The following is a 20,326-nucleotide window of genomic DNA, read 5'->3' as shown; positions in this document are numbered from 1 at the left end:
CACTACTCGCTTTGGGCAAAGAACTCCCAGATTTTCTCAGCGAGATCGATATCTTGGTTACGCAGCCCCTGCCAGCCTAGGTAGACGGACTCATGGTATTGCTCAGGATATGGCCAGCCATGACCTGAGCGGTCTGAGGAGATCACGCTAAGACGACCAACGCCAGGCCGCTCTTGATACCACTCTTGCTGAATGCGGCTGTCACAAGTGCTGGTGGTGTACTCTGGTAAACCTTCACAGTTGCCGCCTTCAATTATTTGGTCTTCATATTGGGTAACGTTTATGGAGTCGTCATACCCTTTAGCGCCGCGAAGGCAGTTATTGAGTGCGATGCCTCGTTGCATTTGCTCGCGATAGGTCGTTGTATCGCCAAACGCGCCGTCGTTTTCGGAATAGAAGTGGATGATATCGAGATTTTTGATGGCCTCTCGCATAGGCGAGAGCTCAGTATCGACCTTGTCTTCGCAATAGCTTAAAAGCAACGGCTCATCGAGCAAGGCATTTGAGTACTCTATCCCTTCGGTTTGACTGTAATGTCTGGCGGTAGCGTCAAGGAACCAAGGTGCTGGTCCTGCAACTAGGCCAATACCCGCGAAGTGAGTTGTGACAAACTCACTGTAAGAACTACTGATTTGATTGATGATACCGGCACCATTTGACAGCCCAACCAAGTAGCGTCTGCTGCTATCTATATGAATACCCTCAGCCTCTAATTGCTGCCAAATAGCTTTTAAATAATCACGGTTTTCTCTGGGAATTGCCCACCACGATGAATGAGCGGTAAAGGCATCTTGGTTTGCGCCATTCACTGGTTGATCACCATTACCGTAAACCACCACAAAGCCATGCTGATCAGCAAGGCGCTCAAAGCTTCCCATCGAGTCATAGGTGCGAGAAATTTCAGGGTTAACATTGGCGCCATGTAATACAAACAACAATGGATAACCCGGCGAGCCCGCTGGTGTGTCTGGGACATAGCGCAGGTAACGTCGTGTATGGGGGATTTCGTTACCATTCTCGGTGGTCTCGTTGAATTCAACTATCTTAGCTTCAACTCCGGCTTCTTCTATCGATTGCCAGGTACGGTTAGCCTCGCCCCTATAGCTGCCTGTTACGTCAGGGTTCGATGAGCCTATTTCCTGGCTATTTTCGCCACCGCAGCCCGCCAGCACGAACAATGCTGGCAAGTAGAGTAATACCTGCCTGATCACTTGAACACTCCTTGTTATCTTGAATCAGGTTAAATGTTTACCACGTAAAATAAATGGCAAAAATGTTTTAAGTCAAAGGCTTATAAGAAGCGCGGCACGTTGATGTCTTTTTTGTCAAATACAAGAGCGGGCGCGTGTTTTCCTTGGTCTGTATATACTCGGGCTCAGCGTTACTCAAATAGGAAGTTACTGTGCAACATCGAATTCGTGCAGCAGGGATCCTGCTCCAGCAACAGCAAATCTTGCTGCTAAAAGTAAAAGACCACTCCGGTGAGTACTGGCTGCCACCCGGTGGTGGTTTTGAGGAGGGGGATGCCAGCACCAAGGCTTGCTTGCGCCGTGAGTTTTTAGAAGAAGCCGGGCTTGAAGTGGAAGTCGGCGAGTTGCTGGCAGTGCGGGAGTTTTTAGAGACCACGGCCGGGCGCTATAACGCCGAGTTTTTCTATCACATCCGCGATTATCGTGGCGAGCCGCACATTGCCAACCTTGACGGTCTGAATGACCAGGAGTTTATTCAGCAAGTCAGTTGGGTGCCGATCAGCCAGCTCGATAATCTGCGCACCTATCCTGCTGATTTGTCGACCTTGGTCACTCGCGCCGAGCGGCAAGCCTACAACTTGCACCTAGGCAGTTTTATCCAGGGCGCTAACGAGTCTGTAAATCACCTGTAACGCAAAGGTTGCGCCGCGCGCTTGGCCGTGTTTACCAATTGTAAAAATAACTATGGTAGTCCTTTCAGATATTTATTAGATTTGACTCGGGAATGTCACTAACTTGTCACCTTAAATTCACAGCGGTGACTTAGCGTTATTGACGTTTTGGTGTTGCTTGAACACCTGCTCTGAGAAAGCAGTACAGGGTCGTACTATCTACAAATTAAAGGACTAAACAATGGGTAACTGGAAACACCTGGTGTGGGCCGTACCACTGAGCTTTGCCTTAGTGGGATGCAACGATGATGACGATGCAGTCGAAGCGGCCTACACCCTGCAACTGCTGCATATGGCTGACATGGATGGCGCCACCGGTGCGCTGGACAATGTTGAAGCCTTCTCCGGCATTTTGGCGGCATTGCGCGCTGAGTACGCTAACACCCTCACCTTAAGCTCTGGCGATAACTATATCCCGGGCCCGCGTTACGCGGCGTCTTCAGATGACAGCCTGGCCGCCATTATTGGCGAAGCCGGTGCCGGTCGCGCCGATATCGCCTTCTTAAACGCCATGGGTGTTCAAGCCAGCGCCGTGGGTAACCACGACCTGGACGGCGGCACCGAAGAGTTTGTCAGCATTATCAATGCCGATGGCAACTATGTGGGTGCGCAGTTCCCGTATCTAAGTGCCAACCTGGACTTCTCCACCGATGCCAATACCGCTGCGCTGATCGGTAACGATGGCGACCCGGCCGATAGCATGGCCAACCAACTGGCGGCGTACACCACCATCGACGTGAACGGTGAGACCTTCGGTATTGTTGGGGCTACCACGCCAACGCTGGCCAATATCACCAGTACCGGCGACATTACCATCACCCCAGATAATGCAACCGATTTGGCGGCCTTAGCAGCAGTCATCCAAACCTCGGTGGATGCACTGCTGGGTATGGATGTGAACAAAATCATCCTGCTGGCTCACATGCAGCAGCTCTCGGTTGAACAAGGCCTGGCACCGCTGCTAAACGGCGTTGATATCATCGTCGCGGGTGGCTCAAACACCCTGTTGGCCGATTCCAACGATACCCTGATGACCGGCGACACAGCAGCAGGCGATTACCCACTGCAATACAACGGCGTTAGCGGCGACCCGGTGTTGGTGGTGAACGTCGATGGCGATTACAAATATGTTGGCCGCTTGGTTGTTGGCTTCGATGAAGAAGGTCGCATCCTGCCTAGCACGGTTGATGAGGACGTAAGTGGCGTGTTTGCGGCAACGTCTGAGGTGCTGACCTCGGTGGGCGGAACCGCCATTGCTGCGGTTACCGAGATTACCGACGCGTTAAACGATGTACTGATCGCTCGCGACGGCAATATCTTGGGCAACAGCTCGGTGTACTTGGATGGACGCCGCTCGCAGGTACGCACCCAGGAAACTAACATGGGTAACCTGACTGCCGACGCAAACCTGTGGTATGCCCAAGAGTACGACAACACCGTGCAGATCTCGCTGAAAAACGGCGGTGGTATCCGCGATGATATCGGCTACTTTGTCTATCCTCCGGGCTCAACCAACGAAGACGATCTGCAGTTCTTCCCAAATGCTGCCAACGACACCACTGGTAAAGGCCAAGGCGATATCTCGCAGTTTGATATCGAAGGTACCCTGCGCTTTAACAACGCCTTGGTGATCTTTGATGTGACTGCTGCAGAGCTTTACGAGCTGCTTGAGCATGGCGTATCGAGCTACCCAGAGCAGGGCGGCCGCTTCCCGCAGGTCGCCGGTATGCAGTTTAGCTTCGACCCTGATGGCGATGCCCGTGTTGCCGATGGCACCACCGTGACCACGGTCGGCACCCGCGTACAAAACGTGGTGGTACTCGATGCCGACGGCAACAAAGACGTGGTGGTACAAGACGGCGCTGTGATGGGCGACCCGAATCGCGTATTCCGTATGGTGAGCCTGGGCTTCCTGGCCTCCGAGCAAGACGACGGCACCGGCGGTGACGGCTTCCCTTGGGCCTTCCCACTGGAGAACTTCGTGGAACTTGAGACCTCCATGGGCGCAAACGACCCGGGCATGAGCGATTTTGCTGATGCCGGTAGCGAGCAAGACGCCTTGGCGGAGTATCTGATGGCGCTTTACCCAGATAGCGCGTCGGCCTTTGCAGTGGCTGAAACGGAAGCGGCGAGCGATGAGCGCATTCAGAACCTGTCAGTACGTACTGATACGGTAACCGACTAAGCGGTTCTCTGTTAATAGCTAAGGCCACGGTTTATGCCGTGGCCTTTTTGTTTCTGCCCATGCATCAACACATTAAGTAACGCACTAGGCTCCTAACCATAAACGGAATGCAGTATTGGCCTAACGAAAAGTGGTATTCACGCGATACCGCCAAATAACTGTGATAAAAAGGCGCTTAGATTAAGGAAAGGACGTTTTATGAAGCCCGCTGAGATTGGCCAGGCCTACAATCAGATCACCGAGCTATGGATGCGCGAGGAGTTTAACCGCGACAACGGCATCGCAGCCCACAAGCGCGCCATCGCCTTTGTCGATACCCCCGCAGCGGCACTCGATGTGGGCTGCGGCTGCACCGGCCGCTTTATCGACTTGCTGGCTAGCGCCGGTTTCTCCCCTGAAGGTGTTGATGTCTCCGACAAGATGCTGGCACTGGCCAAGCAGCGCCACCCCGATGTTTGCTTCCATCACCAAGATATCTGCCAATGGACACTGCCCCAGCAGTACTCGTTGATTACGGCGTGGGACAGCATCTGGCATATCCCACTGGACCAGCAACGGCCGGTGATCAGCAAGCTGGTGAAGGGCCTGTTGCCCGGCGGGGTGCTGATCTTCTCTTTCGGCGGCACCGATGCACCGAGCGAGCACTGCGACGACTTTATGGGGCCGCAGGTCTGTTACTCCACACTTGGGGTGAACGGGTTTGTAAGTCTACTGATTGAGCTAGGCTGCGAATGCCGTCATCTGGAGTTTGACCAACACCCTGAGCTACATAGCTACTTGATTGTGCAGAAGCCGCAGAACTAACCCTCTGATTTAATAGAAATGACTCTGTATTGCTGTAGAACTTTGGCAGCAATGTTAAGGAAACAACCGTGATAGATACCATCTTCATCGATTTTGACGGCGTACTGCGCTATTGGAGCGGCACCGAAATCGCCGAGGCAGAACAACAACTGGGGTTAGCACAAGGCTGCTTGTTTGACGTCGCATTTGAGGCCGAGCTCGTCGCTCAAGCGGTGACCGGCAGGCTGAGTCACCGCGAGTGGCAGCAAGCCGTTCAGCAGGTGCTTACCGAACGTTACGACTGCGAGGTGGCCGAGCGCCTAATCGCGGCCTGGAAACAAGCCAGCTTCGAGATTAACCATAACCTGCTGGAGGGTATCAAGGCTATTGCCCCTAATGCCCAGCGAGTTTTGGTCACCAACGCCACCACTCAACTTAGTGAGGATCTGCGCGCGGCGGAGCTACTCAACGACTTGCAACATGTGGTGAACTCGTCGACCATTGGCATCACCAAGCCCGCTCCGCGCTTTTTTGAGGTTGCGCTATCGATTGCCTGCAGCGAGCCGCAACGGGCGCTGCTTATTGATGATTCCGCAGCCAACGTTAAAACGGCTCAGGCGATGGGGATGATCGCGCACCAGCATACCGATAACAGCTCGACCCTGTCTTTTCTGCGTGAGCAGCTTCAGCAACAGTAGTGTCCCTCTTTTATTAGCATCTAGGCGAGGTTCTCTGCGCGGAGACCAGTTGTAACTGGCTCGCCGTGCAGGCCTTCCTTGGTTGTGACTTTCCTTGTTCTGCCTTTTCTTGTTACGCCTTTCTTCCGCGTGACGACTTTGCGTTTTTATCATCGAAGTTAGCAAAGTGGTTTACCAACCTTAATCCTAAAAAAGTACACATTTTTCATCGATATAGCGGCCGTTTTAGCTTGACTATGCCAACTAAAGCAATGGTTTAGGTGTTTCTTCAGAAATGTGCACCGTGCAACATTTATTAACAATTGAGTCAAAATAGTATTGATAATGTTGTTATTCAAAACTAGCTTGTGATCAAAAGTTAACCAAAATGGCTCATTGGTTAATGTTTGGGTTGGTTTGGTTGTCTATGTTGCCGGAAGATGACTTGGCTTGGTGTCCCTCATTCAGTTGAGCCGAATAACCATGTTTAAGGAGAAACACGTGTTAAACCTCAACAAGCGCAAGCCGTTTGGAGCACTGAGTAGTATTGGCTCGATAAGCCTCTTGCTGGTTTGCCAGCAGGCACAAGCGATTTATCCTCCCTGGGAAGGTTCCTATCACCACTATCCCGATGACTACTACGACATCGATGGCCAGGCGGTTAGCGAGCCTTATCCCGATCCCGAACAGGTCCCCGGAGAGGGGAACTCGGTGTGGGATCCTGCTAACGCGATTCAACGCACCAAGCCCGAGCACGAAGGGTTGCCGCTTTCCGATCTCGACAACATTGGCAATTGGACACTGGTGGAGGCGCTCAGCGACGAGTTCGACAGCCCCGAGCTCGATGAGTACAACCTGATGGGCAGAGAAGATGGAAAATGGCTGCCTAATAACCACATCTGGGGTGGGCGGGCACCTGCTGTGTTCGCCCCTAAGAATGTGGCTCAGGAAGGCGGCAAGCTGCAGCTTAAGATTGCCAATGATGAGTCTTATACGCCCCATGGCTTTTGGAATGAGTGGTACTACGGGTGGACCTCGGCCAGCGTGCAAAACGTGAATCCGATGCGCTACGGCTACTTCGAAGTGAAATCGAAGGTGGGGATTGGCTCCAGTGGCTTTTGGCTGTACGCCGAGACCCTTGAAGACAAAGAGTATCTGGCGCAGTTCGACCGGCCGGGTCATGCCAAAAACAAGTTGGAAATCGATGTCTATGAGCAGTCTGGCCGCCGCGCAGACTGGGCGCCGTACTACAACATGAATACCTGGGTGTTCACCTACCAAGATGAGGAGATGACCTACACCAACGAGCAGGGCGAAGAGTACCCCGCCATGCAAAACGGTGGGCACTGGCTAGCGGATATCGACTTTGCCGACGAGTTCCATGTGTATGGTCTGTACTGGGGGCCGGACCAAATTATCTGGTACTTCGACGGCCAGCCTATCCGCTCCATGGAGAACCGTTACTTCCACACGCCTCTGTACTTGCTGCTCGACACTGAGGTGATGCCCGACTGGTTTGGGATGCCCAGCGACAACGAGCTCGATTTCAGCCATGAGATTGAGTATGTGCGAGTGTGGACCAACCCAGCCACCGAGCAAAACTGGCGTGGCCGCTACTTTATGGATCCACCAATCAAAACCGGTGATGGCCTCAATGGCAAGGTTGGCGAAAACCGGGTTGCAGCCATCTATGGCGGCAGCGAGGCCTATCGCGATAAATGGGGCAACCCATACAATGGCAGTGTTCAGGAAATTCCACTGGTCGATTTAGCCGCTAAGCAAAGCGAGATCCAAATCCATAGCGATGAGGGCTATGTGCTCGCGCCGGTGTTTACCCCTGCGAACGTCACCGATAAGCAGATCAACTGGTCCTCGAGCGACCCGAGTATCGCCGAGGTGAATCGCTCCGGCGTGGTGACCGTGAATGGTGCCGGTAGCGTAACGTTCAGCGGCTACCATGAGCAGCAGCCTGACAAGACCATCTCGGTGGTGGCCGATGTTCTGCAGATCGGTCAGCGCTTTGATCTGGAGTTAGTCAACTATGGCGCGACTGGCAAAGTGGGAGAGGCGGTAGAAGGTGATAATGTCTATGGTTGGGGCCGTGGCAATGGCGTGATCACTCACAATACCGTGGGCGATTATGGCGACTTCTATGATGTGGACTTTGGTACCGGTGGCACCTACCTAGTGGGCCTCTCGGCGGGTACTCCTATCGAATCAGGGATTGGGGTTGCCATCTACATCGACGGAGAGCTGGTGATTAGCGATAGCATTGCCGCGTCGGGCAACTGGGATGTGAACAAGCGCACCAATCTAAACGGTGCTTTCCAGGTTGACCCCGGCAAACATACCGTGCGAGTGATGAGTGCGGGCAGCGCGGGCTGGCAGTGGAACGGTGCGCGGGTGCACTTCACCCAAGTGGTGGACGGCGATATCGATAACGGCGGTGGTGATGGTGGTACCGATTGCCCAGAGGGTGATGATTGTAATATCGAGTGCCCAGATGGCGAGGACTGCAATGGCGGCGAGCTGCCTAACCAAGGTGTACCGGTATCCGGTGACTTTGTGCTGGAAGCTGAAGATTACTTCAGTGCCCATGGTGCCCGCGTAAATGTGTACCAAGTAAACGGCGTTACGGCGGTTAACTGGTTTACTACCGGTGACTATCTGGACTTCGTGATTGACCTCGATGAGCCCGGCGAATACCAAGTGATTTACCATATTGGTACTCAACATACGGTGGGTATCGTTGCGGAGCTGTCTTCGAGCAACGAGCAAGGCCAGATGGTAGTCAGTGGCACCACTGAGATCAGTAGCCCCTATCAAGACTGGGATCATTTCTACCCTCAAGTCGCGAGTACCACCTTGCAGCTGCATGCTGGCGACAACGTTATCCGCCTAAAAGGCGTGGGTAGCGAAGAGTTCCAGTTCAACACCGACAAGTTGGAGTTTATCCGCCTCGGCGACTAGGCGAATAGGCGACTAAATAGGAGCGGACATACGCACACTGTAGATAAGGTACCTTCGGGTACCTTTTTTGCTGGGCGCTCAGCCAGATTATCGACTCTTAAAAACGCTGTTGTTAGCGCGTTCTAATGAAGTGATGTAAATCACGGGAGTGCTCTTAACTAACTGATAGATAAAGACATGCATTACTGATATTGTGACGTGAAAAGGGCCGAGGGAGTGACGTGAGATGGTTCGTATTGCCGTATTATCAGATATTCACAGTAATGTGTTTGCGCTTGAAGCCGTGCTGGCTGAAGTGGCCCGACGTGGTGTTGATCTGATTGTGAATCTCGGTGACACCTTCTACGGCCCGATTGCCCCAAAGGCGACCTACGAGTGTTTAATGCAGCACGCTGTTGTGAGCATCAACGGCAATCAAGATAGCCAGATTGTCGACGCGGTGGATAGCGGCGAGCCCCAACACCCGACGATGGCCTTTGTTATCGACGATCTACCCGCAGCGGCCTTGGACTGGATGCGTCAGCTTCCTGCGACTCAGCGCCTCGACGGCAACGTATTGCTATGCCATGGCACCCCCAGCGATGACTTAACCTATTTGCTCGAAGACACCCGCTCCGGGCAGGCGCAACTGCGTGGCCAACAAGAGATTGTTGATTTGCTCGCAGGCGAACAAGCCGGATTAGTTCTTTGTGGTCACTCGCACACACCAAGGGTGGTGAGCATCGGCCCCGGACAACTTATCGTGAATCCCGGCAGCGTAGGCTTGCAGGCCTACAGTGATGACGAGCCATGGCCGCATGTGATGCAAAGCTATAGCCCCCATGCCCAGTTTGCGATTGTCACCCAAGCGGCCCATGGCTGGCAGGTCGAGCAGCTGCGCGTTGCCTATGACTATCAGCAAGCTGCCGCGGCCGCCGCAAAGCGCCAGCGAGAAGACTGGGTGGCCTATCTCAATACTGGGCGAGCCGACTAGTGCACCCTAGTGCTTATTGGTTGCTAGCGCCTTTGCTGCGTTAGCTGTTGTACGTAAAGGAGTTTTTATGGTTATCAGGGACGTTGCTGCTAGCGATATGCAGCAGATTGCCGACATCTACAATCACTACATTCACACCACCGCTATCTCGTTTGAGGAGCACTCGGTGAGCGCCGAGCAAATGCGTGAACGGGTGCAGGCGGTGCTCGATATCGCGCTGCCCTGGCTGGTGGCCGAGCTCGATGGCAAGGTGATCGGCTATGCCTACGCGGGGCAGTGGAAGGCCCGCTCGGCCTATCGTTACACCGTTGAGCCCTCGATTTATCTCGACCATAGCGCTACTGGCAAAGGTGCTGGGCGGCGCCTCTACTCCGCCTTGTTCGAGCAGCTTAAAGCATTGGGAATCAGCAACGCGGTGGGCTCCATCGCCCTGCCAAACCCCTCTAGCATTGGCCTGCATGAGTCGCTAGGTTTTAAGAAGGTGGGCGAGTTTAGCAATATCGGCATGAAGTTCGGCAAGAAGATCACGGTGGGGTACTGGCAGTTGGAGTTAAGTGCCTGAGCAGAGGTGGAAGGTGAAAAAATGGTGAGATTAGCTCAAGCAGGTGCGGAGCTACTTGATAGTATCGTAGCTATGGAAGCAATGCCTGAGGTTGCGGCATTTATCACTCTGTATACCGCTGAGCAGCACTTGGCGGGAATGCGCAACCCAGATATTACCTACTTGGCAATCGTTCATAGCGATGAGTTGGCTGGGTACATGCTGCTCGTTGAGGAGCATGGCTCGTCAGTGGAGTTGCGCCGCTTGGTTGTATCACAACGAGGGCTGGGCATAGGTCAGCAGGCGATGTTGGCAATGGAAGAGTACTGCCAGCAAGCTTTGGGTTGTTCGCGTATTTGGCTTGATGTGTATGCCTCCAACGAGCGCGGACGACATGTTTACCACAAACTGGGTTATCGCCAGTTTGATGAGCAAGCGTATCGTGGTCAGCGACTGTTGCTGCTGGAGAAACATCTTTAGGTATTGAATGGTTATTAGGAGCAAGTATGGAGTTAACGATTAGACGCGCACAGTACAGTGATGTGAGTGCCATTAAAGCGATCTACGCACAAGCTCACGCCTATGAAGCCACGCTGCAACTGCCTTATCCGTCGGATGAAAATTGGCACAAACGCTTCGAGGCAAGCCCGCCAGAGCACTACAACTTAGTGGCTGAGCGGGAAGGTAAGTTAGTTGGACAGCTCACTTTGGAAACCTCGCGCAGGGCGCGCCGCAAACATGTTGCCACCTTTGGTATGGCGGTCTGTTCCTCGGCCCTAAAGCAAGGGGTTGGCTCAGCGTTGTTATCGGCAGCCATCGATATGTGCGACAACTGGCTGAACATTCAACGGATCGAAGTGGAGTGTTACAGCGATAACCAAGCGGCGATTGCCCTGTATACCAAGCTTGGCTTTGAGGTCGAGGGCGAGCACAAAAACTATGCCTTTAAAAATGGCCGCTTTGCTGACGTGCTGAGTATGGCGCGGCTGATTGTTTGATTCGATAAACGCAGACTTTGGAGTGCCGGATGAGGCTTGGGTTCTCTACAACGAATCCGATGGTGGCCTGCGAACTAAAGTTCGTGATGTGGTGATATCTGCCAGTATCACCGAAGACAAGTTAGCCCAGTATCTTGATGATATTAATCACGATTTTACTAATAAGCGTAATCAGTCGGTTTTTCAGATAGAGTGATGAATTCGCTCTGCCAGCAAAGACTGCTCAAGGAAAACGATATGCAACATGCGCCTGTCAAAGAGGAGATCACCTTTGATGATTTCGCGAAAATCGATATCAGAGTGGGTTTGATTGTTGAGGTCAGTGAAGTGGCCAAGTCCGACAAACTGATGAAGCTTACCGTCGATTTTGGCGATCATACCCGTTCAATCTTGGCCGGGATAAAGCAAGAACGCGACAACCCCAAAGAGATTGAAGGCAGACAAGCCTTGTTTGTGGTGAATCTGCCAGAAAGAAAAATGGCTGGCGAAGTATCGCAGGGGATGCTGTTTGATATCGGCTATGAAGATAAGCTTACTCCCTGTTTAGCTTGCCCCGAGAAAGAGGTGCCAAACGGGGCAAGGGCTGGTTGACGATATTGCTTTTGGAAATCTGAATCTACAGTACTTCCCGCTTAAGACTACGAGGATAAACAATGAAACCTGCAGTACTCGTTATCGATGTCCAATCAATTCTGTTCGACCCCGAACCACAACCTTTCGAGTCTCAAATAACGCTAGGCAATATCAACCGTGTTACCCAGTCTGCGCGCAGCCGGTCCGTCCCCGTTATCTTTGTTCAACATGAAGCGGCTAACTCGGTGATTGAGTACGGCAGTGCGGGTTGGGCGCTTCAATCTGACTTGCTCACGCATTCAAGCGATCTCTGTGTGCGTAAAACCACCCCCGACTCGTTTCTCAATACCAACCTGCGAAGTCTTTTAGATGAGTTGCAGGTTGATAGCCTGATAGTATGCGGCTATGCCTCAGAGTTCTGTGTTGATACCACTGTGCGCAGAGCAGCGGGCTTGGGTTATCCGGTAACGCTAGTGGCCGATGCGCATACTACCCACGACAAAATACATGCGACGGGTGCACAGATCCGCGCCCACCACAACGCAACGCTGCCAAATATCACCAGCTTTGGGGTGAAAATCGAAGCGGTGGACGTGGAGAGTCTTTGGGCTAAGCGTTAAGTGAGCGAAGGCTGCCAGGCATTCAAAACACTTGGGAAAACTGTCTGGAACGTGCCTTTTCGCTGCCGTACTGCTGGGGGCTAAAGACCTTCGCTAACCCCGTTTATTGCAACAATGATCTTTAGGAAATAGCTTGAACCCAACCCTCAATATCAGCTTGCCGCAAATCCCGCTGTTAAAAGGCAACGTCGCAGCAAACCTACGCCAGCACCTGCAAGCAATCGAAGTGTCCGCCATCCATGGCGCCGATCTGGTGGTGTTCCCTGAGCTGTCACTAACTGGCTATGAGCTGGAGCTGCTCGATACACTCGCTTTAGATAAAGACCATCGTCATTTCAGCGCGCTTAGTGAGGCGGCCGTTGCATTCAATGTTGGCGTTATCGCCGGTTATCCGCTTATCGTTGATGGTGCGGATAAGCCGACCATTGGCGCGGTGATCTGTCATCCAGATGGTCGGGTGGAGTTTTACGACAAGCAATATCTGCATGATGGCGAAGAGCGCTATTGCTCTGCAGGCGCTCAAGACTACCTGTTTACCCTCAATGGTTACACGCTCGCATTGGCCATATGTGCTGACTTTACTGCGCCTGAGCATGCTAAGCGCGCAGCCGCTGCAGGCGCCGATATCTACTTGGTCAGTGCCTTAATCTCAGAGGCTGGCTTTGCCAAGGATGCGGAGATTCTCTCCAATATTGCGGCATCGCATAAGCTTCATGTGCTGCTTAGCAACCATATCTCTGTGACCGGTGGTTGGTCGGTGTGCGGGAATAACTCCATCTGGCAGCGTGGTGGCGAGCTGGAGTTCGGTACGAACTCAGTCACGCCCGGTATTGCGATGTGTTATATCCGCGATAGCGAGGTATCAGCTGTCAAACTAAACCCTTAAGTGTTTAGCTAGCTAGTGGGGCAGTGAACTAAATTGATAACTACTTAACCTATCGAGATTTTCTATCCTAAATTAATATAGATAAACAAGTTAATTAAACAGCGTCTTGTTATCAGGTTGTCGGGGCCGAGCCTTACCCGATATATCAGATTTAAATTAATTTGAAACTGGGTAGCCGTTGAGCCTAGTCACTTTTGCAGTTTAGTCATATGAGCAAAGAGGATAGGAAGGTCACTATGAAAAAGATTATTGCGTTGTGTTTACTCTCCGTTGTTGTTGCATGCTCTTCTTCTCCAACCTGGGAAGATATGTCGGAGTCTGAGATCGCTGGCTGGAAAGATCTTGGCGTTACCGTTGAGCAAGTGGGCGCCTATGTCGATAGAGGGCTAACTTACCCACAAGTTCAGGCCTGGATGGAACAGGGCTTCGATCAGCAAAAAGACATTATAGCGTGGTCTGGCGCCGGTTTCTCTCCCGAAGATGCTAAGGCTTGGTTTGATGCTAAGTTCAGTCTGGGCGAGGCGAAAGAGTGGGGAGGAAACAAGTTCTCTGCTGCAGAAGCGCTAAATTGGCGTGACAGCGGCTTTGATCTGGATGATGCAATAGACAACCGGGAGAAAGGCTTAAGTCCTGTGCAGTAGTGGCTTCATACCGTGACTAAGCGCGGGCATCTGCATCGATAGTTTCTTGCAAACATAAAATATGCGGCAAACCTTAGGCTGGAGCAGGGTTTGCCGCTTTTACGTTTGTAAACAAGGAGCGTATAGCGGTGTATTGCCAAATGTCAGGCAGCTTAATCAACAGCTCTGCTTCTGGTGTCTACAAAAACGGGCTGGGTTTGTAAATGCTAAAAACGCTACGTAGTGACAAGGTAAACAAAATTCACCTGCCGAATTAATAACTTGGTTAATCGAGACCTGCTGCTCAAAATCTCTGTAATCTATCGCGCATAGTAGCCGAATTACCCACGCCAAATGCGGATACATTATGCTGTACAAAGATGAAAACGCACCAACCGAACTACGTGTTAATGACCTGCTTGAACGCATGACCATTGAGGAAAAGCTGGCTCAACTGGGCTCGCAATGGCTGATTCTGGATGAGCACGGCGAGCATCGCGATCGAGACTTGGGCGAACAGATACTGCAATCGCTCAAGCCACTCAAACAGCGCTTGGAGCACGGAATAGGGCAGATTACCCGGCCACTCGGCACCCATGTCACCTCGCCCGCTCAGGGCGTTCGCGCACTCAACGCTTTGCAAAAATATCTGGTGGAAGAGACGCGCTTAGGGATCCCGGCTATCTCTCACGAAGAGTGCTTGGTGGGCTTGATGTCCAAGGATGCAACTCTGTACCCGTCGTCGCTAAATTACGGCCACACCTGGAATCCTTCGTTGATTGAGCAAATAGCTAGTGATATTGGTCGGCAGGTTCGGGCCGTGGGCGCTCACCAAGGCCTAGCCCCGGTACTGGATGTGTCCAGAGACGTGCGCTGGGGGCGCACTGAAGAAACCTTGGGTGAAGACCCTTATCATGCCGGCGTTATGGCAACCAACTATGTGAAAGGGTTGCAGGGCAGTGATGGTCGCCTACTCGCTACCCTCAAACACTATGTTGGCCACTCGTTTAGCGAAGGGGCGCGCAATCACGCCCCCGTGCATTTGGGTTTTAAAGAACTGAATGACACCTTTATGCTGCCTTTTGAAATGGCTGTAAAACTGGCCAAGGCAGGCTCGGTTATGCCGGCCTATCACGATATCGACGGCGAACCTTGTCACGCCTCTCCCTACTTGTTGACCGAGGTTTTGCGCAATCAATGGGGCTTCGAAGGCTTAGTGGTGGCAGATTATGATGCGGTGAAACTGCTGCATACCGACCATGGGGTTGCCAGTGATTTTGCTGAGGCGGCGGCATTGTCATTTAATGCCGGTCTGGATGTCGAGTTGCCAGATAATCGCTGCTCAGCAGAGCTTCAAAGCGCCATCGAGCGCGGTTCTTTCTCACAAGATAAGTTGGATGAGATTGTGGGGCGGATCTTACGACACAAGTTCGAGTTGGGTCTGTTCGAGCGGCCCTACTGCGAGGTGCCCGAGCAGGCATTGGATCAAACGTGCTCTAAGCAACTGGCCTATCAGGCCGCCAGCGAATCGCTGGTGCTACTTAAAAATGATGGGACTCTACCTTTAAACCCGCACGCCAAGGTGGCACTGCTTGGCGCTACCGCCGACGACCAACTGGCTTTGCTGTGTGGCTATAGCTTTCCGGTTCACTTAATACTTTCCAGTCTCGACGATGAAACCCGTGTCGTAACCACCTTACGCGAAGCCATTGAGCAGCGTTTTAGCTCGGTGCGCTATAGCAAAGGTTGCGAGATCTTAACCGAGCGACATGCTAATGCCCCGGTGTTCCCCGGCGATGTTGATACCCTTGAGCAGCATGCTTTCAGCTCGCCAATTAGCTTTGATACCCGGGGTATTGATGAGGCGCGCGCCGCTGTCGATGAGTCCGATGTAGCGATAGTCTGTGTTGGCGATCTGGCAGGGCTGTTCCAAACCGGTACGGTGGGTGAAGGCTCCGATGCTGACTCGCTCAACTTACCCGGCGTTCAGCAGCAACTGATTGATACAGCGTTGGATTCTGGCAAACCGGTGGTAGTGATCGTTACTGGTGGCCGGCCTTACAACCTTGGCCGCGCTGAGCAAGAAGCAGCTGCCATCCTCTATGGTTGGGCACCCGGCCAGGAAGGTGCTCGGGCGATGGCTGATGCATTGGTTGGTCAGGTTAATCCCAGTGGCCGATTGAGTGTGTCGATACCGAAAAATGTGGGCGCGGTGCCGTATTACTACAACCACAAGCTGAAAAGCGGGGGAACGCCCATCGCCTATCACTTTGGCTCCAACTATCACTTTGGCTATGGCATGAGCTACACCCAGTTCGATTACAGCGACTTCCAGTTGCAAGCGAGTGAACTTGGCCACAGTGATACCATCAAACTGTCGGTGACCATCCGTAATAGTGGTGAGCATAACGGCGCCGAAGTCGCACAGTTGTACGTGCGTGACAACTACGCCTCGCTGGTGCGCCCGGTACGTGAGCTTAAAGGCTTTGCCAAGGTCGAGCTGGCAGCGGGTGAGTCAAAGCGAGTAAGCTTCCGGCTTCCAGTGGATATGCTCAACTTCACCAACCAGCAGCACCAGCGCATTGTCGAACCGGGTGATTTTACGGTGATGCTAGGAAAATCCTCCAGCGATATCTTGTTTTCACAGCAAGTGAGAGTGGTGGGCGATACCCGAGTGCTGCCCAAGGAGTGGCGTATGCTCTGTGAGGTGGATGTTCAAGGGCTTTAAGTGACCCATCGTTAGTGTGTTATCAGAAGGCACTGAATTGTTTATAGGGTCCAATAAGCCAGGCCATTGATAAACCTGGCTTATTGCCAACTTAAGCATGATCTGGGTAGTATGGTGCTACCCATCGTAACGGAGTCTTTAGCGCAATGAAGTAGTGTTCCCGCCTTAGTTAATTAAACAGATATTGCTGTTACCAATGGGCAACTTCGGCCGCTAATGGCTGCGCGTTGTCGGTTGTGCATGCGATATCACCGGTTACTTGTGATTTTTATGGGAATTCTATGGCTTCTATCTACTTTCTTTGCGGCTTTATCGGCTCCGGCAAAAGCACCTACGCCAAGCGATTGGCCAAGCAGCAACAGGCGTTTATCTTCTCCCCCGACGAGTGGATGATCCCGATGTTTGGCGAGCATATGCCCCGCGAGCTGTTCGACCAGCGGCTTAATACCTTCAAGAGGCTGTTCGAGCGCTCAGCCCTGCAGTTGTTGGAACTGGGCACCTCGGTGATCTTCGACTCTGGCTACTGGAGCAAGGCAGAACGCGCCGAGGCCAAAGCTTGGGCGGAGCAGCACCAGCTGGACTACCAGCTAGTGTATATAGCTACGCCCAAAGCACTCTGTTTTGAGCGCGCGCAGGCGCGCAATGCCACGGCGGGCGAGCAAGCCTTTCAGATGGATGAGCAGATGTTAGAGCTGTTCTGGTCTAAGTTTGAGCTGCCCTCAGAGGAGGAGCTGGCAGCGATGCAGGTAATCAAGCCTAGCGCTTGAGTGCTTGGCTTAACGAGAAGGCCTAACTAGGCCTTCTTTACAAACGCCGCGGTCACCATCATCTCTCCGGCGCCGTCGACTTTGCAGTCGAGCTGGTGGTCTTTGCCGTCTTTGATACGGCGAATCAGCGCCTTGGTGCCAATCTTCAATACCAGCGAGCTGCCTTTTACCTTGAGGTCTTTGGCTAAGGTGACGCGATCGCCTTCCGCCAAAAGAGTGCCGTTGGCATCTTTCACGTTAACAGCTTCTTCCTCGGCGACTTCGGCCGGGTTCCACTCATAGCCACACTCGGGGCAGATAAGCTGAGTTTGGTCTTCGTAGACGTACTCAGATTGGCAGCTAGGGCAAGGAGGTAGTGACATAACAGGTAACTCTCGCGGGTAATTTGTGGTGTATGGTAAGGGCTGCTGGAGACTTTGGCGAGCCGTTTTAACACTCGCCGGTTGATCAGTGCTTAGTTGGTCTCGGCCCATTCATGCTCTAGCAGTGAGTAGACTTTGGAGTTGCGCCACTTTCCTCGAAGGAACACATGCTCGCGGGTAACGCCTTCAAACTGCATCCCCGATTTTTCCATGACCCGTGCCGAGGCAGGGTTGTGCTCGTCACACTTACCCCAGGCGCGGTGCTTTCCAAGGGTTGAGAACACAAAGCCGTGCAAGCCTTTGGTTATCTCAGTGGCGTAGCCTTGCCCCCAGTATTGCTTGAAGATCACGTAACCCACTTCCACACTCTCTGGCTCGTGGGGGCGGATCCCCAACAGGCCGATGCCAATGATGTTGCCGGTGCTGTCGTCGCGCACCGCAAACTGGTAGAGCGAGCGCTCAGGCTTGGCTTGGTCTTCGATACCTTGATAGAAGAACTGCTTGGTCGACTCCAGTGTTTCGAAGGAGAACACCATGTACTGGGTCAGCTCAGGGGTAAGGTGAAAGTCTTGGTACCACGCCAGATCGTGCTCTTCAATCTCGCGGGCGGATAGTCGTGCTGTGGTAAAACCCATGGTTGTTCCTAACTAACGTTACTGCCTAAAACGGTAGTGTTTTAAATACTGATTCTCAAAGTGATGGTGTAAGGGGCTAGCCGTTCTGGTTAGCTCCTAAGCCATGTTGCTGCGCATACTGCCAAAGCGCCTGTGGCTGGCCCGCTACTAACAAGGGGATGGCGGCTTCGATATGCGCTTGTGGCCAATCCCACCAACAAAGCTGCTCCAGCAACGCGATATCCTCATCACTGAAGCGCTGGCGGACCACCTTCGCGGGGTTACCCACGGCAACGGCATAGGCGGGGATGTCGGAGGATACCACCGATTTGCTGCCGATGATGGCGCCGTTGCCAATGCGCACCCCAGGCATCACGGTAACCTCGAGCCCCAGCCACACATCGTGACCAATCTCGATATCGCGGTATTGCTTAAAGGGGTAGTCGGCCAATGGCATGGCCTCAGCCCACTCGCCACCAAAGATGGCAAAGGGATAGCTGCTTACGCCTTTGGTGGCATGATTGGCATCGGCCATGATAAAACGCACCCCATGGGCGAAGGCACAGAACTTACCAATACGCAGCGAGGTGTTGGAAAAGCCGTAGTTGTACAACACGTTGTTCTCTAGAAAACCCGTTGGGTCTTCAAAGTCGCTGTAGTAGCTGTACTCGCCAGCATGCACGTTGGTGACCGCGCTGGCATCGATGAGCGGCTTTAGCAATACGGTGTTGCGAAAGTCTTTTAAGGGGTAGAGTGTGTTTGGATTCATTAGCGCTTATTGATTGGGTAGTCTGCATCAGCCTACCAAAATAAGACGCAAAACTTAACGAGGAGAAAACGGAGTGAGCAAGATTTGGCTATCGGTCGTAGCAGTTCTGCTGAGTATATCTGCCTACGCCGACGTATTGTGCCTGCCGGATGAGACCCCCTCCTTTGCTTGCGGCTTTTCTACCAAGCATGTTGCTGTATGCCGTAAAGGCGATGAACGCCTGGTCTACCGCTTCGGCAGCAAACAGCACCTTGAGCTGGAGCTGCAAGCCGATGTTCATTTCAGCCGCACCGCCTATAGTGGTGGCGGTGAGGGCAACTTGACCTTTGAAAATGGCGCCTACAAGTACATTGTGTATTCGAGCATCAGCAACGGCGATTGGCTGGACGATGGCAGCAGGGCGAAGATCGAGCGAGCCGGGATCTATGTGGTCAAAAACGACCAGCTACTTGCCGATATCGCCTGCCAAACATTCCCCGATAAGCACTTTATCCATAGCTTGCCACCGTTTGAAGAGCAGCCTTTTCGCTTTTATCACTAGGCCACTGCAAGGCTTTCGCGCTTCGATTGCCCTTACACTCGCCTCACCTGAGCGGCCACCACAACCGTATCTCCAAGGCCTTTGCTTAGCTCAAAGTAGCCGCCAGCAGGTGAGTGCTGATGGGCAATTAGCTGGTCGCTGTTGAGTTTGCTCATCCAATAGGGAGCGAGTGAGCAGTGGGCCGAGCCTGTGGCAAGGTCCTCAAAGATGCCGATCTTAGGCGCAAAATAGCGCAGTGCGTAGCCCTCGCTGTCGGATTGAGCGGTGACAATCAGGGAGTGGCTGTCTTGCAAGGTCATTAGCTGCTCCAGCGCCGGGGCGAAGCCCTCCAGCGCCGCTACCGAATCAACCACCACCACCAGATCGCGCGTGCGGAATACCTCTAGTGTTGACGCCTTAAGCGCGGCTAGTTGTGGAGGAAGCGTGCTAGAAACGCCGCTCCAAGCGGGCAGAGACAGGCTGTACATGCCCTGTTGCTCGGTGATGGTTACCTCGCCATAGCGGCTGCTCAGGGTAACGCTATCCAGATCATGCTGGCCAATAAGCGCAGCTCCGGCCCCTAAACTGCCGTGGCCACAGAGGTTTATCTCACTCTCCAACGAGAACCAGCGTATGACAAATCCTGCGGCCGACTGGCAGATAAAGGAGGTAACTGGCTGGGCCATATCACGGGCGAGAGCTAATAGCGTCGAATCATCCAGCCAGCGCTCGAGCATAACCACGCCGCAAGGGTTGCCTTTGGCGTGCTCGCTGCAAAATACATCGTAGATCAAGCGTTTTATAGTCTTAAGTCCTTGT

22 protein-coding genes are annotated in these 20,326 nt (G+C 52.9%); 17 read left to right on the top strand and 5 right to left on the bottom strand.

Annotated features, from left to right (window positions below; translation table 11 throughout):
- Positions 1-2: 2 nt before the first annotated feature.
- Positions 3-1,211, bottom strand: coding sequence for a CE1 family esterase (locus G461_RS0101550; RefSeq protein ID WP_026970495.1), 1,209 nt, complete (start codon positions 1,209-1,211; stop codon positions 3-5).
- 191 nt (positions 1,212-1,402) lie between these two features.
- Between G461_RS0101550 and G461_RS0101545 the strand changes: the two genes are divergently transcribed.
- The 16 genes from G461_RS0101545 (at position 1,403) to G461_RS0101470 (ending at position 17,242) form a co-directional block, all read left to right on the top strand.
- The gene (locus G461_RS0101545) at positions 1,403-1,882 is read left to right on the top strand and encodes an NUDIX domain-containing protein (RefSeq protein ID WP_026970494.1); all 480 of its coding nucleotides are present in this window, start codon (positions 1,403-1,405) and stop codon (positions 1,880-1,882) included.
- A gap of 220 nt (positions 1,883-2,102) precedes the next feature.
- Positions 2,103-4,106: a 5'-nucleotidase C-terminal domain-containing protein gene (locus G461_RS0101540; RefSeq protein WP_026970493.1), complete on the top strand. Its 2,004-nt coding sequence runs from the start codon at positions 2,103-2,105 to the stop codon at positions 4,104-4,106.
- Between the two features lie 198 nt (positions 4,107-4,304).
- Positions 4,305-4,910, top strand: a complete 606-nt coding sequence (locus G461_RS0101535) for a class I SAM-dependent methyltransferase (RefSeq protein WP_026970492.1) — start codon at positions 4,305-4,307, stop codon at positions 4,908-4,910.
- A 68-nt stretch (positions 4,911-4,978) separates the two neighbouring features.
- Complete coding sequence (locus tag G461_RS0101530) at positions 4,979-5,587, top strand: HAD family hydrolase (RefSeq protein ID WP_026970491.1); 609 nt, start codon at positions 4,979-4,981, stop codon at positions 5,585-5,587.
- A gap of 480 nt (positions 5,588-6,067) precedes the next feature.
- Positions 6,068-8,536, top strand: a complete 2,469-nt coding sequence (locus G461_RS0101525) for a carbohydrate-binding protein (protein WP_026970490.1) — start codon at positions 6,068-6,070, stop codon at positions 8,534-8,536.
- 226 nt (positions 8,537-8,762) lie between these two features.
- Entirely contained in the window at positions 8,763-9,509 is a 747-nt protein-coding gene (locus tag G461_RS0101520) for a metallophosphoesterase family protein (protein WP_026970489.1), read from the top strand.
- Between the two features lie 67 nt (positions 9,510-9,576).
- Complete coding sequence (locus G461_RS0101515; protein WP_026970488.1) at positions 9,577-10,071, top strand: GNAT family N-acetyltransferase; 495 nt, start codon at positions 9,577-9,579, stop codon at positions 10,069-10,071.
- Positions 10,072-10,092: 21 nt separating this feature from the next.
- On the top strand, positions 10,093-10,530 hold the full coding sequence (locus G461_RS0101510) for a GNAT family N-acetyltransferase (protein WP_026970487.1): 438 nt from the start codon (positions 10,093-10,095) through the stop codon (positions 10,528-10,530).
- 26 nt (positions 10,531-10,556) lie between these two features.
- Positions 10,557-11,048 carry a GNAT family N-acetyltransferase gene (locus G461_RS0101505; RefSeq protein WP_026970486.1) on the top strand — a complete coding sequence of 164 codons (492 nt, stop codon included), beginning with the start codon at positions 10,557-10,559 and terminating at the stop codon, positions 11,046-11,048.
- Between the two features lie 22 nt (positions 11,049-11,070).
- Positions 11,071-11,244: a DUF7661 family protein gene (locus G461_RS26580; protein ID WP_425393780.1), complete on the top strand. Its 174-nt coding sequence runs from the start codon at positions 11,071-11,073 to the stop codon at positions 11,242-11,244.
- Between the two features lie 41 nt (positions 11,245-11,285).
- Positions 11,286-11,639, top strand: coding sequence for a tRNA-binding protein (locus G461_RS0101495; RefSeq protein WP_026970484.1), 354 nt, complete (start codon positions 11,286-11,288; stop codon positions 11,637-11,639).
- 62 nt (positions 11,640-11,701) lie between these two features.
- Positions 11,702-12,241, top strand: a complete 540-nt coding sequence (locus tag G461_RS0101490; RefSeq protein WP_026970483.1) for a cysteine hydrolase family protein — start codon at positions 11,702-11,704, stop codon at positions 12,239-12,241.
- A gap of 133 nt (positions 12,242-12,374) precedes the next feature.
- Positions 12,375-13,127: a carbon-nitrogen hydrolase family protein gene (locus tag G461_RS0101485; protein WP_026970482.1), complete on the top strand. Its 753-nt coding sequence runs from the start codon at positions 12,375-12,377 to the stop codon at positions 13,125-13,127.
- Between the two features lie 236 nt (positions 13,128-13,363).
- On the top strand, positions 13,364-13,768 hold the full coding sequence (locus tag G461_RS26320; protein ID WP_051333278.1) for a hypothetical protein: 405 nt from the start codon (positions 13,364-13,366) through the stop codon (positions 13,766-13,768).
- A gap of 346 nt (positions 13,769-14,114) precedes the next feature.
- Positions 14,115-16,475 (top strand): glycoside hydrolase family 3 N-terminal domain-containing protein, encoded by a 2,361-nt coding sequence (locus G461_RS0101475; protein WP_211236232.1) that lies wholly within the window; start codon positions 14,115-14,117, stop codon positions 16,473-16,475.
- Between the two features lie 281 nt (positions 16,476-16,756).
- Positions 16,757-17,242 (top strand): P-loop nucleotide/nucleoside kinase family protein, encoded by a 486-nt coding sequence (locus G461_RS0101470; RefSeq protein WP_026970479.1) that lies wholly within the window; start codon positions 16,757-16,759, stop codon positions 17,240-17,242.
- A gap of 26 nt (positions 17,243-17,268) precedes the next feature.
- On the opposite strand, the gene G461_RS0101465 is transcribed toward G461_RS0101470, so the two are convergent.
- The 3 genes from G461_RS0101465 to G461_RS0101455 form a co-directional block, all read right to left on the bottom strand.
- Complete coding sequence (locus G461_RS0101465; protein WP_026970478.1) at positions 17,269-17,604, bottom strand: zinc ribbon domain-containing protein YjdM; 336 nt, start codon at positions 17,602-17,604, stop codon at positions 17,269-17,271.
- Positions 17,605-17,696: 92 nt separating this feature from the next.
- Positions 17,697-18,239, bottom strand: a complete 543-nt coding sequence (locus G461_RS0101460) for a GNAT family N-acetyltransferase (RefSeq protein WP_026970477.1) — start codon at positions 18,237-18,239, stop codon at positions 17,697-17,699.
- Between the two features lie 76 nt (positions 18,240-18,315).
- Entirely contained in the window at positions 18,316-18,987 is a 672-nt protein-coding gene (locus G461_RS0101455) for a CatB-related O-acetyltransferase (RefSeq protein WP_026970476.1), read from the bottom strand.
- A gap of 73 nt (positions 18,988-19,060) precedes the next feature.
- Between G461_RS0101455 and G461_RS0101450 the strand changes: the two genes are divergently transcribed.
- The gene (locus tag G461_RS0101450; protein WP_026970475.1) at positions 19,061-19,528 is read left to right on the top strand and encodes a hypothetical protein; all 468 of its coding nucleotides are present in this window, start codon (positions 19,061-19,063) and stop codon (positions 19,526-19,528) included.
- A gap of 32 nt (positions 19,529-19,560) precedes the next feature.
- On the opposite strand, the gene G461_RS0101445 is transcribed toward G461_RS0101450, so the two are convergent.
- A complete protein-coding gene (locus G461_RS0101445) occupies positions 19,561-20,301 on the bottom strand; it encodes a PhzF family phenazine biosynthesis protein (RefSeq protein ID WP_245587126.1) in 741 nt (246 codons plus the stop codon).
- Positions 20,302-20,326: the final 25 nt, after the last annotated feature.

Origin of the sequence: Aliagarivorans marinus DSM 23064 (genome assembly GCF_000429485.1) — a bacterium.
Lineage (GTDB): Bacteria > Pseudomonadota > Gammaproteobacteria > Enterobacterales > Celerinatantimonadaceae > Aliagarivorans > Aliagarivorans marinus.
Note: the sequence above shows the minus strand (reverse complement) of the source record. Positions and strands in the feature narration are given on the sequence as shown.